18 protein-coding genes and 1 tRNA gene are annotated in these 19,790 nt (G+C 38.8%); 9 read left to right on the top strand and 10 right to left on the bottom strand.

Annotated features, from left to right (window positions below):
- Nucleotides 1-3 precede the first annotated feature (3 nt).
- The gene (locus LI162_RS02320) at nucleotides 4-633 is read left to right on the top strand and encodes a YczE/YyaS/YitT family protein (RefSeq protein ID WP_055157898.1); all 630 of its coding nucleotides are present in this window, start codon (nucleotides 4-6) and stop codon (nucleotides 631-633) included.
- A gap of 154 nt (nucleotides 634-787) precedes the next feature.
- On the opposite strand, the gene LI162_RS02315 is transcribed toward LI162_RS02320, so the two are convergent.
- Together LI162_RS02315 and LI162_RS02310 are read right to left on the bottom strand one after the other, a co-directional pair.
- Nucleotides 788-2,140 carry a sensor histidine kinase gene (locus tag LI162_RS02315; protein ID WP_055157896.1) on the bottom strand — a complete coding sequence of 451 codons (1,353 nt, stop codon included), beginning with the start codon at nucleotides 2,138-2,140 and terminating at the stop codon, nucleotides 788-790.
- Nucleotides 2,137-2,811 (bottom strand): response regulator transcription factor, encoded by a 675-nt coding sequence (locus tag LI162_RS02310; RefSeq protein WP_055157894.1) that lies wholly within the window; start codon nucleotides 2,809-2,811, stop codon nucleotides 2,137-2,139. Before LI162_RS02310 ends, LI162_RS02315 begins: the two co-directional genes overlap by 4 nt.
- Nucleotides 2,812-2,968: 157 nt before the next feature.
- On the opposite strand from LI162_RS02310, the gene LI162_RS02305 reads away from it, so the two are divergent.
- Both LI162_RS02305 and LI162_RS16045 read left to right on the top strand, forming a co-directional pair.
- A complete protein-coding gene (locus LI162_RS02305) occupies nucleotides 2,969-3,454 on the top strand; it encodes a hypothetical protein (RefSeq protein WP_055157892.1) in 486 nt (161 codons plus the stop codon).
- The gene (locus LI162_RS16045) at nucleotides 3,447-3,542 is read left to right on the top strand and encodes a 4Fe-4S binding protein (RefSeq protein ID WP_081019643.1); all 96 of its coding nucleotides are present in this window, start codon (nucleotides 3,447-3,449) and stop codon (nucleotides 3,540-3,542) included. Before LI162_RS02305 ends, LI162_RS16045 begins: the two co-directional genes overlap by 8 nt.
- Here LI162_RS16045 and LI162_RS02295 read toward each other — a convergent pair.
- From LI162_RS02295 to LI162_RS02280, 4 genes are read right to left on the bottom strand one after another with little or no spacing between them, the layout of a single operon-like run.
- Nucleotides 3,536-3,823 carry a DUF1016 N-terminal domain-containing protein gene (locus LI162_RS02295; protein WP_227155645.1) on the bottom strand — a complete coding sequence of 96 codons (288 nt, stop codon included), beginning with the start codon at nucleotides 3,821-3,823 and terminating at the stop codon, nucleotides 3,536-3,538. The genes LI162_RS16045 and LI162_RS02295 overlap by 7 nt on opposite strands.
- A gap of 41 nt (nucleotides 3,824-3,864) precedes the next feature.
- Nucleotides 3,865-4,497, bottom strand: a complete 633-nt coding sequence (locus LI162_RS02290) for a GyrI-like domain-containing protein (protein ID WP_055157888.1) — start codon at nucleotides 4,495-4,497, stop codon at nucleotides 3,865-3,867.
- 23 nt (nucleotides 4,498-4,520) lie between these two features.
- Nucleotides 4,521-5,171 carry a hypothetical protein gene (locus LI162_RS02285; RefSeq protein WP_055157886.1) on the bottom strand — a complete coding sequence of 217 codons (651 nt, stop codon included), beginning with the start codon at nucleotides 5,169-5,171 and terminating at the stop codon, nucleotides 4,521-4,523.
- Between the two features lie 27 nt (nucleotides 5,172-5,198).
- On the bottom strand, nucleotides 5,199-5,624 hold the full coding sequence (locus LI162_RS02280; RefSeq protein WP_015527705.1) for a GNAT family N-acetyltransferase: 426 nt from the start codon (nucleotides 5,622-5,624) through the stop codon (nucleotides 5,199-5,201).
- 312 nt (nucleotides 5,625-5,936) lie between these two features.
- On the opposite strand from LI162_RS02280, the gene LI162_RS02275 reads away from it, so the two are divergent.
- Complete coding sequence (locus LI162_RS02275; protein WP_227155643.1) at nucleotides 5,937-6,401, top strand: hypothetical protein; 465 nt, start codon at nucleotides 5,937-5,939, stop codon at nucleotides 6,399-6,401.
- 58 nt (nucleotides 6,402-6,459) lie between these two features.
- Here LI162_RS02275 and LI162_RS02270 read toward each other — a convergent pair whose 3' ends face one another.
- Together LI162_RS02270 and LI162_RS02265 are read right to left on the bottom strand one after the other, a co-directional pair.
- Nucleotides 6,460-7,548 (bottom strand): DUF917 domain-containing protein, encoded by a 1,089-nt coding sequence (locus LI162_RS02270; RefSeq protein WP_020436878.1) that lies wholly within the window; start codon nucleotides 7,546-7,548, stop codon nucleotides 6,460-6,462.
- 29 nt (nucleotides 7,549-7,577) lie between these two features.
- Nucleotides 7,578-8,867, bottom strand: coding sequence for a cytosine permease (locus LI162_RS02265; protein ID WP_155203469.1), 1,290 nt, complete (start codon nucleotides 8,865-8,867; stop codon nucleotides 7,578-7,580).
- A gap of 168 nt (nucleotides 8,868-9,035) precedes the next feature.
- Between LI162_RS02265 and LI162_RS02260 the strand changes: the two genes are divergently transcribed.
- Nucleotides 9,036-10,604 carry a PucR family transcriptional regulator gene (locus tag LI162_RS02260; protein WP_020436876.1) on the top strand — a complete coding sequence of 523 codons (1,569 nt, stop codon included), beginning with the start codon at nucleotides 9,036-9,038 and terminating at the stop codon, nucleotides 10,602-10,604.
- A gap of 678 nt (nucleotides 10,605-11,282) precedes the next feature.
- Here the strand turns inward: LI162_RS02260 and LI162_RS02255 are convergent.
- Nucleotides 11,283-11,354, bottom strand: a tRNA-Arg gene (locus LI162_RS02255).
- A 418-nt stretch (nucleotides 11,355-11,772) separates the two neighbouring features.
- Nucleotides 11,773-12,378 carry a TetR/AcrR family transcriptional regulator gene (locus LI162_RS02250; RefSeq protein WP_196020216.1) on the bottom strand — a complete coding sequence of 202 codons (606 nt, stop codon included), beginning with the start codon at nucleotides 12,376-12,378 and terminating at the stop codon, nucleotides 11,773-11,775.
- Between the two features lie 226 nt (nucleotides 12,379-12,604).
- On the opposite strand from LI162_RS02250, the gene LI162_RS02245 reads away from it, so the two are divergent.
- The 4 genes from LI162_RS02245 (at nucleotide 12,605) to LI162_RS02230 (ending at nucleotide 19,790) form a co-directional block, all read left to right on the top strand.
- Nucleotides 12,605-15,367: an FAD-dependent oxidoreductase gene (locus LI162_RS02245; protein ID WP_196020218.1), complete on the top strand. Its 2,763-nt coding sequence runs from the start codon at nucleotides 12,605-12,607 to the stop codon at nucleotides 15,365-15,367.
- 114 nt (nucleotides 15,368-15,481) lie between these two features.
- Nucleotides 15,482-16,417: a DUF5692 family protein gene (locus tag LI162_RS02240; RefSeq protein ID WP_020437107.1), complete on the top strand. Its 936-nt coding sequence runs from the start codon at nucleotides 15,482-15,484 to the stop codon at nucleotides 16,415-16,417.
- Nucleotides 16,418-17,310: 893 nt separating this feature from the next.
- On the top strand, nucleotides 17,311-18,600 hold the full coding sequence (locus tag LI162_RS02235) for an L-cysteine desulfidase family protein (RefSeq protein WP_015527730.1): 1,290 nt from the start codon (nucleotides 17,311-17,313) through the stop codon (nucleotides 18,598-18,600).
- A gap of 2 nt (nucleotides 18,601-18,602) precedes the next feature.
- Nucleotides 18,603-19,790 carry an iron-containing alcohol dehydrogenase gene (locus LI162_RS02230; RefSeq protein WP_196020220.1) on the top strand — a complete coding sequence of 396 codons (1,188 nt, stop codon included), beginning with the start codon at nucleotides 18,603-18,605 and terminating at the stop codon, nucleotides 19,788-19,790.

The raw sequence follows: 19,790 nt of genomic DNA, 5'->3' as shown, positions 1-19,790 counted from the left end.
AGCATGACGAAGACAAAAAGAATCAGCGGAATGGTACTGGGAATATTGTTTATTGGATTATGTGTATCTTTCTTACGACTTTCACAATTTGGCGTGGATCCATTCAGTGCAATGAATCTTGGAATCAGCGGATTTATCGGATGGAGCTTTGGAACGTGGCAGTTGCTTGTCAATGCGATCATTCTTGTAGTTGTATTCTTTCAGGCAAGATCCTGTATTGGTTTGGGGACCATTATCAATATGGTATTTGTCGGATATATTGCAGATTTTATCTGTTATGTAGCGAATGATGTAGTGCAGATTCAGATGAATCTGCCACTGCGTATCCTTGCATTGCTGCTTGCTCAGCTGATGGCATCTATGGGAGTGGCATTATATATGGTCGCAGATATGGGAATCGCTCCATATGACAGCGTCGCAATTATAATCGAGAAACTGACACATCAAAAAATCCCATTTCATAAAGCAAGGATTCTTTCGGATGTTGTTGTTGTGATTATCGGAATCATATTTGCCACTGCATCTGGGGCGGGTATCTGGTCGGTAGTAGGGATTGGTACAATTATAAATGCCTGCTTCAACGGTCCATTAATTCAATTTTTTAAAACAAAACTGGAGAGATTTTACTTGTAAAATCTAAGGATTACAATTCTCCAATTCTTGCAAGGCTCATATCCAGAACGGATACGGGCCTTTCTTTTTCACCAGTAGCTTCATCCAAACCTTCATATTGAATAATGAACCCTTCTCTTTGGTAAAAAGAAATTGGATATATAGCGATAGCCCCTTATATTTTCGGAAATCGGAAAATAAAACTCGTTCCGATATCTTTGATACTTTCGACGTGAATGGTTCCATTGTGGAGGTTTACAATCCAGCGCACCATAGAAAGGCCGAGACCGGTACCGCCATTTTCTCTGGAACGGCTTTTGTCTATGCGATAGAAACGCTCCCAGATTTTGTCCAGGTGTTCCTCACTTATTCCAATACCATCATCTTTCACTTCACCGACAATCTGGTCATTTTCGACCTTCAGGATAACATGAATATGTCCATTTGTTTTTCCGTAATTGATGGCATTGGTTATTAAATTCATCATCATACGCAAAAGCAATGTCTGGTCGCCGTTCATAAATAAGTCGTCCTGCTTTTGCAGGGTGATCTCAATATTTTTTTCCTGTGCTTTTGTCTGCAGTTCTTCTATTACAAGTTCGCTTAATAATCCAAAATCCAGTTTTTCCATCAGATGCTGCTCATCCTGTTCGTTTCTGGCGATCATTAACATTTCGCTTGTCAGCTTTGACATTCGTTTTGCCTGCCTTAAGATGACTGCAATCTCTTCCTTATCTTCCGCAGATAAGTTATCATTTTCCAATAAGTACTCACACTGGGAAATAATAACAGCAACGGGAGTCCGTAGTTCATGGGATACGTCTGATGTGAATTGACGTTCCTTCTCAAACGAAAATTCCAAGCGCTCAAACATTTCGTTAAATTTCTCCGACAATTCGTATAATTCATCTTTTGCTTTTGGCAGAGACAATCGTTTGGAAAGATCTTTTCCATTGCTGATGTTTTCAACTTCATCGCAGATAAGATCCACCTGTTTCAATGCCCGCTTGATCATAAAATATCCGATGGCCCCGATCAGAATAATGAGTAATGGGAATACAACCAACAGCATTTTCTCGGATGTCTGCATGAAAAGTTCTATAGAATGTACGGAGGTAATTCCTCGTACCCACATTTCCTCATCATTACCGTAAGTGTAAATGCTGTCATATATCATCCATTTTCGATTTGATCCGGTTATCATTCGCGGTGTATTCGACTTGAGGATAGTTTCTTCTGGAAATTGGGTTGGAATCGTTCCATAAAGTAAGCGTCCGTTTTTGTCATAAATACAAAACATAATACCGTCATCGTAAAATTCGGTATCGCCGTCAAGATAAAAGGAATCATCCTGAAAATTAATATTTGAAGAGAAACCAGTCACTGCGGCACTGATTTCTTCTTCTGTCGCAGAAATTCCAACCTTATCCACAAAAAGAAGGACGAGAACTAAAATAGTCCCAAGAACTACGGCAATGATTCCGGTGTACCATAGCGTAATTTTTTTCTTGATCGTCAGCTGTTTCATTCGTTTTCCCTCATTACATATCCGACACCGCGAACAGTGTGGATGAGTTTTTGTTCATATTGTGCATCGATTTTTTTTCGTAAATAGCGAATGTATACGTCGATCACATTGGAACCACCTTCAAAATCAAAGTCCCACGCATTCTGTTCAATCTGCTGTCTTGTCATTACGATATTTTTGTTGCGCATAAGACATTCCAGAACCATAAATTCTTTTGCAGAAAGATCAATTTCATTTCCGGCTCTTGTAACCTTTCTTGTGTCACGATCCAGAATAAGATCTGCTATTTTTAGTTGATTGGATGTAAATTGTGGCTTTCTACGCATCATGACACGGATTCTTGCAAGTAGTTCTTCAAATGCAAATGGTTTGATCAGGTAATCATCGGCACCAAGATCCAGTCCTTTGACACGGTCTTCAATGCTGTCTTTTGCTGTCAGTAACAGAACCGGTGTATCATCTTCTCGTTGCCTTAATTCTCTTAAGATTTCATATCCGTCCTTTCCCGGCAACATGATATCAAGAATAATACCATCGTAGGAAGTCATATCGATATAAGCCATCGCTTCCAGACCATCCCCACAGGCATCTACACTGTAATGTTCCTTGACAAGCCTTTTTTTGACAATGTTTCTTAAATCATTCTCGTCTTCTACAATCAGTAATCTCATAATGTAATTATTATAATACCAATCATTTTCGTCTGCTAGAGTCCTTTTTTTCATTTTTTGAAATTACTATTTGTTTTAATCTTTTTTTAATCTTCCCCCTATATGATACATATAACAGCAAAAACAAAACATCCAAGAGACGGAAGGAGAACACGTTATGAAAAAAATATTAGTAGTTTTATTATCTCTCACATTAATATTTGCTTTTACAGGATGCACTTCATCCAATAATGGAGCAGCAGAAGATATAGAAATTAAGACACAGGAAGTTGTAACATCAAATACAGATGACAATGATGATAATATCAGTAACACAGAAAACGCAGTAGAGAATGCGAACGAAAAGGATTATGATTTCTCTTCTTATGAAAACGATATCCGTAATATAACAAAAAGTGTAAACAATGCAAAAACATCTACAAATGCATCTGAGAATCACGAACAATTCTACGCTTTGAAAAAACAGGTAGACGCAGTCGATGACGAACTGGATAAGCTTGACGATGAATTTGAGTATGCTTATCAGATGAAAGAGATTAGCTTCGAGACATACAAAGCGAGAGAACGCACGATTGAAAAACTGGAAGATGAACTGGAATTAGCAGAAGAAGCACTGGAAAATAAATACGGCATTGATGATTAATTCCATATCGACTTCTTCAGAAACCGACAAAAGCAAATGTACCTTCTGTATGAGGTGCGTGTCCATATGCCCAGTTCATAGTTATTGATAAGAGAGACATTTGCCCTGGCGTTCATATAAATCCGTTCCTAAGAAGTTTAGTAAAACATCTCTTGACCAATTGTTTTCAATAGTCTTTCTGATATAAAACAATGCCTTTGCAGAATTTCCTTTGCATTTATCAAGTATTATTTTGTTATGTCCCCATGGTATTCTAAAAATGATTTTTAAATCATCCCCAACTTGGGGACGATTTGCATCTGTAATCAATTCGTCTTCAACTTGAGGACAAATTACTGCGTCAGAATACATCTCATAAAAGTATCTCATATATAATCCTTTCTACTGTGTCAGTTCGACAATTGCCGAGTTTACAGTTTCTTTATAGGATGTCTAATGACCGTTTTCCATTTTTCTGGGGCAACCTTTCTTGCATCAGACAGATATATTTCATGATGTAATCTTTCCATATTCATATCATTAACATATCCATTCTGCTCCAAATACGCATCCATAAGTGCAACAGTTGCCGGTTCATCATCAAATGCTCCCAAGTGCATTATTTGAACACACAATCCCTCGTCAATGGTCACAAACTCTGCAGATGAACAATCTATTTTTTTCTTTTTGGTTGCTGTTTCAACAGCCCATTCAAAATCCTTTTGATTTACAAAATCAGGCAGGCGTATAACTGAAATCCAATTAAAAGAATCTTTATCTGCATAATTTACACCATGTATATTTTCCTGCCACCAGAATCCTTCAAGTGGTGGAACTACATATTCAAAAAATCCTGCAATTTTATGATCTGTCTTATAACTCATTCTCAAAGTATATGCAACCGCATATAATACACTAATTGCCTGCTGATATGCTCCACCTTCTTCGTTTGGATTACCCTTTCCTCTGACCGCAATATAATTTGCTTTAGGGACAGTCACGATCTCCGGTTTATTTTTAGGCATATAAAACTCTTTATATTCTTTCTTAAAATCAAAAGCCATAACTAACTCCTTAAATTTATAATTTATGAACTCAAATTCGTTACCAGTGACGAATATCTTTTTGTCTTGTTTTTAATATCTTTCTCAGTAACACCATAATAACTGTATAAATCTCTGGATATTTTCTTAAATTTTTTCATTACCGCCTTATTTCCTGAATAAGACATTCTAAATATATTCCAAGTATAATCTATCTCCATTTCAAGAAAATCATCATCGATTCTTATTTTATACAAATGAAAATCCATAGGAATTATACTATCGGGCATTTCAGCAATCATTTCACTTCGAGTCTTTATTTTACCCAAATACTCTTTGACGGATGCTTCATTAGAAAAATCCGGTACCGGAATATCCTTCATTTCACCCAAAAGTTCTGGTTCATACTGCAAAATCAAACTCTCTTTTAGACATTTTATTTGTTCAATATATTCTCTATCAGCGGGAGCAGTTTCGGTCAATTCGTATTTATCTTTTGCATACTGCACTGTTTCAGAAAGAGAATGAGGATTTGCAACTATTGTCTTCTCTACTTTTTTTCTCTTATATCTATATATGCTATTTTTGATTCTAATCTTTAAGGGTTGCTTTTTTGAATGTCCTGCTATAAAAATGCTTGTAGGACCATCTGCACCACCTATGATTGAAATCGCATTTTTACTTTTTTGTTTCATTCGCCTTTTCCTCACAAATCCCGATTTCTATTTTTGTTTCCATAGCATGGTGTACTCTTTTTCACCAGTAGCTTCATCTAAATCTTCACATTGAATAATGAACCCTTCTCTTTGGTAAAAAGAAATTGCTCTGGCATTTTTCTGGTATACATTTAATCGTAAGCTAACTTTTTTATCCTTAATATAATCCAATAAAAGTTTACCTATGCCACATGACTGCATTTCATCAGAGACAAAAACACCTTCGATATATTCATCATTTAGTCCTACAAATCCTTGTATCTTTTTATCCGCTTCAAACACATAGATTTCGGATTGTAACATCATTTCTTTTACTAGTTCATAATTACTTTTCCAGTATTGATTGGAAATAAAATAATGTGCTTTCAGATTTGTCTTTAACCATATGTCAGCAACTCTATCAATATCTCCGTTCAGCAACTTTCTAATCATAACCAATATTCTCCCCAACTACATCCTTTATGTTTTTCTCTTTTTTTCATTCTATCACAAGCTTACCATTAATCATTATTTTTTTGATATTTTTTATTTCCTATCGTAAGTACAAGATATTTTCTTGTTTATAACTATTCTTTTCTAATAAAAAGTGAAAATGCAAAGTAAGCGATATCTGTAACCTATTTTGTGAAAGTGAACTATAATCAATTAACGTTAGTGAGTTTTTTAAATATAAAGGAGTCAAATCAGTGTGATTTGGCTCCTTCCCTTATCTGTATATCTATGCCTCTTGCCTTCTTGTTTTTCATGATATTTTCATATACAACGTGTGAGACAACTCCCGATTTGATTTTTTATATTATATCAATTACATTTGAACAATCAGAAGTGCTGGCAAGTGTATATCAACCGTATTTATATTTACCAAGACCGGTTTCCAGAAGGCATCCGATGGATATAGGACGCAGGGCAAAACAGTTTGCACCTTTTGCAGCACTTCGGGGACTGGATGAAACCGTTCGACAACAAGAGATTCTTTATGAACCTAGAAAGATTCTATCGGAGGAAAAGCAAAATGAGTTGGATATGAAATTGAATATCTTAACTTGTGACCGGAAGATACAAGTAACATATTTCGTAAGGTCACAGAAGAATCCATTAATCGGTCAATACCATACGATAATGGGAACTGTAAAATTCTTTGATTCATCGTCATATTTACGGATTGATGATATCACTCCCTTACTTCTTCGCGATAGTTCCTCGCAATAATTTCTAAAACAAAAGCCGATCATATATTATTATACAACCGGCCTTTGTACATCTTCAATTATTTTTCAAATGGTTTGTATTCAACATCAAATCCAAAGTGCTTAGGTCCGAAGCATTCCAAACCTTCTGGAGTAGTCCAGATTTCAGGGGATGGAAGTGCAATTACTGTCATCTTATCACCAACTTCAAAATTAGGTGTAGTCATTGGATTTCCTTCTCCGTTAATCATGCAGATTAGGTCTGGAGCAATTACATCAACTTCGCCATTGCGGTATGAGATGATGTTTTCGTTCTTAAACCAGATGCGATATGCTTCGTCCGTATAATCTCTTTCGCCCTTTAGATGAATTTCACCAAAGTTGAAGCCATCTCTTGTTTCACAAGTGTAATCTGAAATGTGGCCTCTGAATAATACTTTACCTTCTTTATCATCACAGATAGCAGAAGCAACATCTCCGCCAGCTTCCTTTGTTTCTCTAAGAACTCTACCGATTTCCTGAGCGTAAGTAATTGCACCAGGAATTAGAGAATTCTTGATAACCTTACCAACGTTTGCGTGATCAGCTACACCTACAAGGTTGTCACTTACAACAGCAATAGCTCTAACGATATCTTCAGCTCTTAGGTCATCCGCTACATTCTGAATTACAATTTTTTCACCAAATTTTGTAGCTACGCCCATAGGGAAAATAGGAACGTTCTTTACATAGTATGTAGAATGCTGCAGTTCAGGAACTGAACGTCCGGCTGGGTCAGCGTCAATAAGAGGTAAATCCATTAACAGTGCAACGTGAAGAGCCTCAGCTGTATTTTCTCCACCTAATTCAGTTGAGCCAATTGCATACATTTTCTTACCTAAAGATTCCTCTAGAGCCTGTACAGCTAAAACTGCGGGAGCTGTTTCGCTATGCTTCAGATGAGCTAATCTAGGATCAGGTTTAGCTGATGGAGCACCGCAACCATAAGGAGTAACAACATACTCGTCATCTGGAAGTTCATCTAAAGTGATTAATTTTAGAGTTTTTCCCTTTTCGAAATGTTCTTCTAAAAGAGCCAAACCGTCAGCAAGTGGACCGCCACCACCGGTACCAAGCACTGCACATCCGTACAATAGATCGATCATGTCCTGTTTGTTTAATTCTCTCATTTTTCTGTCTCCTCTTTTTTTGTGATAATTTATGCTATATTTTCGGCGTTATCTCTTGATGCAGATGGAATAAAGTGCTCTGCAATAAGATAGATAACAAAACCTATAATGATACCAACGAATTCAATTTTAACTAGTGTATAAGAAATAATTGCACCTAATGCCCAAGCAATTACACCAGCCCAGTTTACACCGTCCTGTGGTCTAAAGTTCTTAGCTTTACCTTTTCCTACAACCCAGTAGTCAGCAAGAATTACTCCGCCAACAGGACAAACAACGTATGATAGTAAGCTTAACACTCCCTCAACGTGTCCCAAGATACCCAGGTCGCATAATACAATACCAACAATTCCTGAAATTAAAGTAGCTTCTCTTCTTCGGTTATCTTTAAGCTTAAGTGCCATAACAATGTTAAGACCTGCGCTGTAAGCATTTGTTGAGTTAGTTGTCCATGTTGAAATAACAAGTGCAATGATGCCCAGGAGTGGAAGTCCTACTTCAATTAGAACCATACTGATATCATACTGTCCTGATAGCTTTGTAAGAACGATTCCCATAATCAGAGTTATTACACCCATTGGGAATACACCGTAGAATACAGATTTAACAGTGTCTTTTCTGCTTTTCTGGAATCTAGTATAGTCAGGACCAGTGATTGTACCTACAGCAGTGAAGTTAAATGATAGTGCTACACCTGACATGAAGCTCATGGATTGTACAGTTCCTTCATCGTTAAGGTTTCCTGTTCCGTAAACCTTAAATGCTAGGAATATTCCGTAGCACATAATGATCATTAGTAATGGAATAGAAATCTTGTCTAGTTTTTCTAGCGCATGCACTCCATATACTGCAGTCAGAAGCATTATGATTCCCCAAATTGTGTTTGAAACTACAACTGGAATATCCCATCCGGTCATAGCTAGCATTGCGTTACTGAAGGCTTCTCCACATACTCCATTCTGGATTCCAAACCAGCCAATCATGTTAACAGCAAAGATTGTACTTACGATAAATCTAGCTCCGCTTTTTCCAAAGCCGGCCTGACAGCATGTGCAGGATGCTAGTCCAAGGTCACAGCCTATCATTCCCGTTGCAACCATACCTACTACTACAATTAAGTAGCCTAGTGACCCTGAAATAATTGCTGGCCATATAGGCATTGCTTCCGCTAATAACGCTCCCAATAGGAATGCAGGAACGCATACACATATGCCGGCCTGAACGAAGGCTAACGAAATCCAGTCTTTTCTGTCTTCAGCAGAAATCGCCTGCAGAGCTGTGACTTCTGCTTTCTTACCTTTATTTTCATTTGTACTCATAATGGGTACCTCCTTTTGAATCTTCTCTATGATAGCACACACTATTATAAATGATAATTATGCAGATGACAGAATTATTTATCAATCATATTGTGCTTTTGCACAAAAGCCTTGTTTATGACTGTGAGTTTTGATATCATAAAGGAAAAAATTATACTAGGAGGAGCCATGAGTGTTACTGTTCAAGATTGTTTAAGACTACCCTCTTTTCATTCTGCGAGAGTGATTGCAGGCAAGAATGGACTGGGTAGAATAGTATCATCAGTATCTGTAATAGAAATACCTGCAAAGTCTGTAGAGGCAATTAGTGTATTCAATCCCAATGAGTTGTTAGTCACGTCATTTTATTCAATTAAAGATGATCCTACTAGACAATGCGAGGAAATGAGAAACTTATATGATGCTGGAGGCGTTGCACTAGTGCTGTTTTACGTGGGTGACGTCATCCCTCAGGTGTCTGACGAGTTGTTGCAGACTGCAGACGTTATGAACATACCTTTAATTCTTATTGAAGACGAAGCAGAATATAGTGTTAGTTATAGTGATGTAATTAAAGATGTAATGGGGGCTGTTTTCTACGATCAGGCATCTACGGATTCCTTTTCAGACACTGTGGAGAATAGATTGAAGCAGATTCCTTACAATAAAAGAAGCATGGAAACCCTGCTAAATGTAATAGCTGAAACTTATAACTGTAACCTTGTGCTTTATAACAAAAACGGTTTATATTTCACATCTATATATAAGCCGTCCTTTGGACAATTTGGTCCAGAATTCTTTTTTAATGCCTTCGCTGATGGCTCAACGGACCTTTTCTGTAAAAGCATAATGTTGCAGGATAAGTCATTTTATTTGTATAGAAAAGAGTTCCCCCACGCAGGAAATACCTGGCTTACATTATATGCTTCAAGCAACGAAAACAGCATTAGTGAACACAAGCTAGATGAAATTTGTGCATGCACAAATTTCTTCTCAACCTTATGGGGCTACACCCTCGATATGCAGAATTATAATACTGTTATTACTTTGATCTTGAAATCATCGCGCGTAATAGGAGAAAAATTCCTTGAAGCTAGTGGTGTGCCTTTTTCTAAGCTTTCAACTATTCTTGTAGTAGAATCGGAAAAAGACAATTTAACAGACATTCTTCGGCAGATTGAAGGCATATTGAAGGAAAGTGAAAGATTCTACGTTAAGGATATTATTGACGACAGACTTGTAATTCTAAGTTCTATAATGGTTTCCCAAAAGGATGATGGCATTATAGCTACGGAAATAGAGAAATGCATAAACGAGTATGAGGGAGCCTTGTTTTTCTTGGAGTCTAGCAAAAATCTAACTTCAATGAGGAAAATATACTCAGACTTTTGTGCAAATTCAGCAGCAATGAGCAAAATTTTCATCCACCGAAAATTTCGCGACATGTATGATGTTATATTTTCGCAGGAAATCACAAATCTAGCTATAAATAGAGGCAATCGAAACGATCAAATCAAATCCATAATAGAAGCCTTAAAGGACGACAGTAACAACCTGATGGAAACCCTTGCAGTGTACCTAATCGACTGCGACTCCCAGTTGAGCACCACTGCAGCCACCTTGTTTTTGCATAGAAATACTGTGACGTACAGGCTTAATAAGATAAAGCAGATAACAAACACTGATTTCACCCTTATGCCGGCCACCTATGATTTTTATCTAGCAGCTGCGCTGTGGCGGTTAAACGAAAATTCCTAATGTGAGAATTTCAAATCAAAGTCTATCACTCGTGATTGACAAAATATGACGAGGGCTTTATTGCAGTGGTGCGCTCGGTGAGCACACCCTTACATACAAAATTAGGAGAATCTTCCATTTTGTATGTAGGGGTGTTTCAGCCCTCCTTTAGTACTGCGATTCGTGTTGTGATCAGTTGTTTAGTCTGTTCTATATATTTCTCCGGTAAATAGGAATCTTCACATGCACATAAAAGTTTGTCTTCTAGAGAACACATTTTAGGCACAGTTTTGATTCCAGCAATTTTGGCGGCTACCATGGCGAAGTTTTCGAATTCTGGCAAATTATCATATTCCTCAGTCTGTGGTTTCTATTTCAATTTCTACTATGGTTTCGCCTTTCCAATTACTTTTTTCTTTTACTTTCTGCATGATTTACCTCCTTATCTTAGGACGACAAAAAACCCGTCCAAACTAGAATTTTTTATAAATCTAGTCTGAACGGGCATGCCATTCGTTCGTTAGCAGGACTGTAAATTTTTCTTGTTAGCAAATGACTGCTTTTTATTAGCTGTCAGCTAACATTTTTATGGATTTGTTAGCAGAAACAGCTGATTTTCAAAGCAATTATTTTTCGAAAAAAAGAAAAAAGCGGATAACGATTTTGCTAATCAGCTAATCATTTCCGCCTCTTATCAAGCGTTCCCTGTAGGAATCGAACCTACAATAAAGTCTTAGGAGGACCTCGTTATATCCATTTAACTAAGGGAACAATTGTATCTGTATTCCAGACACAGTTAATATCTTATCATAGAACCTACAAATTCTCAACCGTTTTTCATCTATTTGGAAATGAACCGTGTTGATGGAAATACGAGAGAAACTTGATGCAATCGGGATATCGTCTGAACAGGTAGACAAGAATCAAGTAGTTGTTAAGCATGTTAAAATAGATGGGAAACACTGTAGATGTATGACGAGACGGGACGATAGTTATATTGTTGCCGTAACAGTGGAGGATTCTGTTTATTTACAGGGAACTCTTTTAGCAATACTGATAGTGGGCACTTATCTGGTATTGGCGACATGCTGGATGATATGTATATGCTCTCGAAAGTTATAAAAGAAAGGGATAGAAGAAAATAAAGCCGGTGCAGGATTCATTTCCTGTATCGGCTTTACTGCTCCTATCAAGACTCTCTATGTTTCTCAATATAATACGGAACGCAGGTTGTGAAGAAATCAAGAATCGTATCTGCATAAGAAGTATCATCTTTTGGAATCGCATGAAGTACCTGTTGAATCGCGAATCCATCAAGTGTAGCCATAAAGATAGAAGCGAATTGTTCTGCAAGCTTACGATCATCAAGTGCAAATGCAGAAGCAAAAAGCGTAGCAGCCTGATCCAGGATCGACTTCAATCCGGAGGTATATTTCTGGGAAAATTCTGAATCACATTTCATCGCATCTGATAATAGAAGTAAGTATAGCTTTTCTTCCTGAAGGCGTTTGAAACGAATCCGAGCTTCTTTTTCTACATCAGAAAAGAGAGAATCTACGGTGATTTTCTCGTTTTTATTTTCATGAAAAATACGATGTGCGAAATGAATCGAATCTGTGACGATTTCGTCAAATAAATCCTGTTTGTTCTTATAATAATAATAAATCGCGCCGGTTGTCATATTGGCTTCGGCAGCAATCGAACGCATACTTGTCTTATCAATTCCGAACTTTTCAATCTGTCGGATCGCGGCTTGTTTGATCTGTGTTTTGGTTGTGTTTTTTTGTTCATTCATGTTCTTTACACCTCGAAATGAATTGTGTTATTACTCACAAAATCTGCATTATCCGTGTCTCTTGGCAGTGTGGTTGACACGGGAGTAAACAGTAACATGATTATAGCATAAAAAAAGATAAATGTAACATCGATATTTGTTTGACAAAGTACATAACAAGTGTTATGTTGGTCTTATAGGAAATTATTATAATTTATGAAAAGATTTATGAAAAAGGAGAGGGAATATGACAGACAAATTTAAAGGCTGGTATCCGGATTATATCGAGAACGAAAAAGAACGTGAACCAATCTTAAAACTTGCCAAGATGATGACAGGGCGTGCAAAGAAAAAACTCGGATTAGAGAAGATGACAAAGTACGATCCGGAGTATTGGGGATTAGCGCTTTTGTGTACGGACGAGCAGGCTGAGATCGCAATGAAGATGGGGGTGCGCCAGCCGAAAACATTAGACCAGATGGTGAAGGTTACTGGTAAGGATAGAGATTATCTGGAGAAGCAGTTAGAGGAAATGGCAGAGGTTGCGCTGGTGGAGTATAACTGGGAAAATCCACAGCATGAGAAGCAGTATGTACTGCCAATCTTCGTACCCGGAAGTGCAGAGTTCTCTTGTATGAATGCGAAGATGTTAGAGAAGCATCCGGAGCTTGGACTTTTCTTTGAGAGAATGAGTCGTATTGCATTGGAAGGACTTGCACCATTTATGCCAGAGGGCGGTGTTGGAATGCATGTTATTCCGGTAGAGAAGGCGATTTCAACAGAGAATCAGTCTCTGCCAATCGAGCACATTTCACATTGGCTTGAAAAGTATGAGGGAAAATATGCAGCGAGTCCATGTTCTTGTAGAAGATCTCGTAAAACATTCGATGAGGGATGTGCGGATGATCCGGAAGAATGGTGTATTGCGGTGGGCGATATGGCAGATTATATCGTTGAGACAAATAAAGGTGGACACTATATTACAAAGGAACGTGCGTTAGAGATTCTGAAACAGGCAGAGGACAATGGTTTCGTACATCAGATTACAAATATTGACGGTGAGAATAAGATTTTCGCCATCTGTAACTGTAATGTAAATGTCTGTTATGCACTTCGTACTTCACAGTTATTTAATACACCGAATATGGACAGATCTGCATATGTTGCAAAAGTTGAGACAGAGAACTGTGTGGCTTGCGGACGTTGTGTAGAGTACTGCCCGGCAGGTGCTGTTAAGCTTGGTCAGAAGCTTTGTAAGAAGGATGGTTCTCAGGTAGAGTATCCGAAGCATGTTCTTCCTACAGAGAAGAAATGGGGACCGGAGATGTGGGACGAAGACTATCGTGATAAGAACCGCATCAACTGTTATGATACAGGTACAGCTCCGTGTAAGACAGCCTGTCCGGCACATATCGCTGTTCAGGGTTATATCAAGATGGCAGCGCAGGGAAGATACAGAGATGCCCTTGCACTGATCAAGAAGAACAACCCACTCCCGGCAGTTTGCGGACATATCTGTAACCGTCGCTGTGAGGACGCATGTACACGTGGAACAATCGATCAGGCAATTGCAATCGATGAAGTTAAGAAGTTTATTGCAGCTCAGGATCTGAATGCTGAGACACGTTTTATTCCGGAGAAAGTAGTTCCGGCAACAAAAGGATATTTCGATGAGAAGATTGCAATCATCGGTGGTGGACCGGCGGGATTATCCTGTGCATTTTACCTTGCCGAAAAAGGATATAAGCCGACTATTTTCGAGAAAAATGAGCGTGCCGGCGGTATGCTCGTATACGGAATCCCATCATTCAAATTAGAGAAGGATGTCGTACAGGCAGAAATCGATATTATCAAAGAGATGGGGGTAGAGATCAAGACTGGTGTAGAAGTTGGAAAAGACATCACATTAGATGAACTTCGTGCACAGGGATACAAAGCATTTTACATTGCAATCGGATGTCAGGGCGGACGTCTCCCGGGAATCCCGAATGATACAGCAAAGGGATGTGCATCTGCGGTTGATCTCTTAAAAGAGGTGAATGCAAATGAAAAATACGACATCAAGGGTGACGTAGTTGTCATCGGTGGTGGTAACGTAGCAATCGACGTAGCAAGAGACTCTAAGAGATGCGCAAGTGACGATACAAAGGTAAATATGTTCTGTCTGGAGTCCAGAGAGACAATGCCGGCTTCCGTAGAAGAGATAGAAGAAGCTGAGTCAGAAGGAATCGTTGTAAATCCGGGCTGGGGACCGAAGGAAGTTCTCGTAGACGAGAATGGTGAGGTTCGCGGTGTTGTATTAAAGAAATGTCTTTCTGTATTTGATGCAGAAGGAAGATTCAATCCGACATATGATGAGAGTGAGCTTATGACAGTAGAATGTAAGCATGTATTTTTCTCTGTTGGTCAGTCAATCGTATGGGGTGATCTGTTAAAGGGAAGCAAGGTAGAACTTGGACGTGGCAATGGAGCAGTTGCAGATGAGCTTACTTACCAGACCGCAGAACCGGATATTTTCGTTGGTGGAGATGTTTATACAGGACCGAAGTTTGCAATCGATGCGATCGCAGCAGGAAAGCAGGGAGCAATCTCAATTCATCGTTTTGTACAGCCACAGTCCAGTCTTACAATCGGACGTAACAGAAATGATTTCATCGAATTAGATAAGAATGACATCAAGGTGGAGAATTATGATAATTCCAGCCGTCAGATTCCAGGACATAATGATGCAATTGATACAAAACATTCCTTCCGTGATGCAAAGCTTTTATTTACAGAAGAGCAGGTGAAAGCGGAGACAGCGCGCTGTCTTGGATGTGGAGCATCTGTTGTTGATCCGAATAAATGTATCGGCTGCGGACTTTGTACAACAAAATGTGAATTTGATGCAATCAAGTTACATAGAGAACTTCCGGAATGTAGCAGAATGGTTCCTTACGAGGATCGTCTGAAATTTGTTCTTCCGAACATGGTAAAACAGTCCATCAAACTAAAATTTAAGAAGAAATAAATTTGAAAGAAATTAAAGTAACTGTTCAGAGCCAACCTCCAAAATGCTACGCATTTCGTCGGTGTGGCGTATCCGCTAAGGAAAATTTTAAAAGGAAACAAGGGGGAAAAGTAAATGGGAATACTTTATAATGTACCTGACTTAAAAACCTGGGGAATTATGTTCTTTATCCTCGTAGTCCTGATCGCACTGAATGAATTAGGACGTGAAACAAAATGGGGTGGAATCTTACTGTTTGTGATTGTTCCGGTTGTGCTGACAATCTTTGTATGGCCGACAACCTGTGCGCCGGGAAATGAGTACGGAACCGGAAACTGGTTCAACTGGGCAAAGACTTACTCTGCACTTGCAGGCTGTGTTGGTTTCATGCTAATGCGTTATATTCCGAATGCAACAAAGCATAAATGGGTAATCTGCTTCCCGCCACTGATTCTTGCAATTAATATTTGTGAGGCAGTTTTCCGTGATTTCGAGGCATACAGCTTCCATGCATTTGCAGGCGAGAAGATAAACAATCTCTGGGTTATGTCAGGACCGTGGAACATCATGAACGGAATCGCAGGTATTTTAAATATCCTGCTGATCTGCGGATGGACAGGTATCTACATTTCTAAAGAGAAGAGTAAAGATATGATGTGGCCGGATATGGACTGGATCTATATCCTTGGATATGACCTCTGGAACTTTGCATATACATATAACTGTATTTCAGACCATTCTGTATACTGTGGTGTGATTTTGCTGTTATCCTGTACTATCCCTGCATTCTTTATCAAGAAGGGATGCTGGTTACAGCACAGAGCACACACACTGGCACTTTGGATTATGTTTATCATGACAGTTCCACAGTTTGCAGACAGACTGGCGCCTGTTCCGACAACACATAATCCGAAAGCATTCTTTGCTGTAAGCTTTCTTTCTTTAGTTGTGAATGCGGCGGCAGTTATTTACCAGTTCAGCGTGATCCGCAAGAATAAGTTGAATCCATTTAAGGATGAAATTTATACAGACAAAGCATTTTACAAGAAAATAAATGCAGAGAATAAATAAATTGATAATAAAAAATCCAAACAAGGATTTTTTGCGGCAAAAACAGAAAGTATTTATCAAAATAAAAATATCCTGAACAAGTTGCAGAGCCAGAAAGCCTTGTAACTGTCAGGATATTTTTGTTTGGTGCTGTCAGCTTTAAAAAACGTTATTTACCGACAGCCCCTTCTTTATATGAGAAGCATATCTTATGGGGAAATGTCTTAAAAAATCAAGAAAAACATTTAATATATGATATATTTGCAGATTTTGGCTACTTTTCATCTGGATTTGGCAAGAAATGCACCTTCTTTTCGCCTATAATGCAATTGTAAACGAAAAGGAGGTGTTTAGAGATGATGAAGAGAATTAAAAGATGGCTGCATGAGATTTATGAAGAAGATATCAAGTTCTTCGGACAGATGAACGGAATGTATTTTCGATAAGCACTAGAAAAAGAAAATAAAAGAAAAAAGGAGAAAGAAAATTATGAGAAAATTAGCAAAATGGTTTGAAGAAGCACTTGAAAGTTATGTAAAATTAATGGGTAATACTTACGGATGGGGCGGAAGATTGTAAGCCATGGAATATACAGAAAAATCAAATCAAATAAACAATAAAAAATAAGGGTAGATGTCTTGAGAGAAGATATCTACCCTTATTTTTTATATATTAGGAAAGTCCTTTCCTAATATATAAAAAACGCTCCGCTCAGGATGCGCACTGCGGCGTACAAGGTAGGTGTCGCAAGCGACCGCCGCAGGCGCAAGAATGTGCCAAGGCACATTCTTTGTTCTATATAGCAATTCTTCACAAATGTGATTCTATCCGTAAATGATTGTTTTATTTTCTCAAAAAGTATATACTTGTTTCATATATATTTTACGTTATTTTGAGAAAGGAGCACCTTTTAAATGGACTCTATATTATACGAAAACTATCTGAATATCCTAAGGCAGGAACTGGTACCTGCTCTTGGATGCACAGAACCGATTGCAATTGCCTATACAGCGGCAAAAGCACGTCAGATTCTTGGAGAATTTCCAGATTCTGTAGAAATGGAACTCAGTGGAAATATTATCAAGAATGTTAAGGGCGTTACAGTTCCGAATTCCGGAGGAATGAAAGGAATGGAAGTGGCAGCAGTTCTTGGTATCGTAGGGGGAAATGCGGATAAGGCACTGGAAGTGTTGAGTGAAGTGACTTGTGAAGATATTGCGAAAACGAAAGAACTGATCAATCAGAAAATCTGTTCCTGTTCTTTAGTTGAAGGAGTTGATAACCTCTATATTACAGCTAAAGTAAGAAAAGGAGAGCATTTTGCTTCTGTAACAATCGAACATCAGCACACGAATATTACAAGAATTGAAAAGGATGGTGAAGTGCTGTTGGATAATCCTTATAAATCAGAGGTTAAGACTACCGTAGATAAATCAAAACTTACGGTTAAAGATATCCTTGATTTTGCGGATCAGGTTCGTATGGAAGATGTGCAGCCGATCATTGATCGACAGATTAAACTGAATTCTGCGATTGCTCAGGAAGGACTTGATAATAACTATGGAGCGCAGATTGGTAAAACACTGATGCATGTATGGGGAAAGAGTGTTACTACGAGAGCCTGTGCAAGGGCAGCAGCCGGAAGTGATGCGCGTATGGGCGGATGTTCTATGCCGGTTGTTATCAATTCAGGAAGTGGTAATCAAGGCATGACGGTGTCGCTTCCGGTTATTGTGTTTGCAGATGAATGGGAAGTATCTCATGAGAAGCTTTGCCGTTCTCTTGTTGTCAGCAATCTGATTGCGATCCATCAGAAATATTATATTGGAAGTCTTTCGGCGTACTGTGGTGCAGTCAGTGCTGCCTGTGGCGCCGGTGCAGGTATTACCTATATGTATGGTGGAACCTATCAACAGGTTTCCCTGACAATCATCAATACACTTGGAAATATCGGAGGAATCGTTTGCGATGGAGCGAAACCTTCCTGCGCAGCGAAGATAGCGACATCTGTTGATGCTGCACTTATGGCTTTTCAGCTTAGTATTCAGAACAAAAGTTTCCTGCCGGGAGAAGGTATCATCAAAGATGATATTGAAGAAACAATTAAGAGCATGGGTTACATTGGAAGAGTTGGTATGCGTGCCACGGATACAGAGATTCTGAATGTAATGATAGACCGTGCGGATATCAATGAGGAGTGCTAGAAATGAATAATTTTATCTATGAAACACCAACAAAAGTGTATTTCGGAAAAGACGAGGAATTAAAGGTCGGTAAGATCATTGCAGAGTTTCATCCAAAGAAAGTCCTGATACATTTCGGTGGAAATTCCGCAAGAAAGAGTGGACTGCTTGATAAGGTGGAGAATTGTCTGAGGGAAGAAAACATCAGTTTTGTAGAGCTTGGCGGAGTAGTTGCGAATCCGGAACTTCCGCTTGTAAGAGAAGGGATTGAGCTTGGCAAAAAAGAAGGCGTAGACTTTGTTCTTGCAGTAGGAGGTGGATCCGTTCTGGATTCATCTAAGGCGATTGCAAATGGACTGGCGAATCCTGAAGTGGATGTCTGGGATTTTCATTGTGGTAAAGCTGTTCCACAGAAGACGCTTCCGAAGGGAGCAATCCTGACATTGGCAGCAGCCGGTTCCGAGATGAGTTCTTCCTGTGTGATCAGTAATCCGGAAACAGGAGAGAAACGTGGCTGTAACGGACTCTTTAACCGTATGAACTTTGCAATTGAGGATCCGGTTCTTACTTATACAGTAAGTCCTTATCAGACAGCATGCGGAGCAGTAGATATTGCAATGCATACGATTGAAAGATATTTCTGTCCGGGTGAGGATACCTATCTGACAGATTCAATTGCAGAGGCTGTAATCAAAAGTGTACGCAAAGCGGCAGGAGACTGTCTGAAGAATCCGGAAGATTATGCTGCACGAGCAAATATGATGTGGGCATCTTCACTTGCACATAATGGACTCACACAGTGTGGAAGAGAGTCCCAGCTCGTTGTTCATCAGTTAGAGCATGAAGTATCCGGAATGTACCCGGAAGTAGCGCATGGAGCAGGACTTGCAGCGCTGTGGTGCAGTTGGGCAAGATATGTTTACAAAGCAAATATAAATCGCTGGCTGCAGTATGCATCTAATGTATGGGGGATGGATATTGATTTTGAACATCCGGAGAAAACAATTGAAACTGCAATTGATATGCAGGAGCAGTATTATGCATCAATTGGAATGCCAATCGGACTGAAAGAACTTGGTGTGAAAGAAGACGACCTTGCGAAATTGGCACTTGACTGCTCAAGGAATAAAACCCGTTCATTGATTGGATATAAACCATTGGCATATGAGGATATTCTGGTAATTTATCAGATGGCATATGAGAGAGGTTAA

It is taken from the genome of Mediterraneibacter sp. 210702-DFI.3.120 (genome assembly GCF_020561005.1).
GTDB classification, from domain to species: Bacteria; Bacillota; Clostridia; order Lachnospirales; family Lachnospiraceae; genus Mediterraneibacter; species Mediterraneibacter faecis.
Note: the sequence above shows the minus strand (reverse complement) of the source record. Positions and strands in the feature narration are given on the sequence as shown.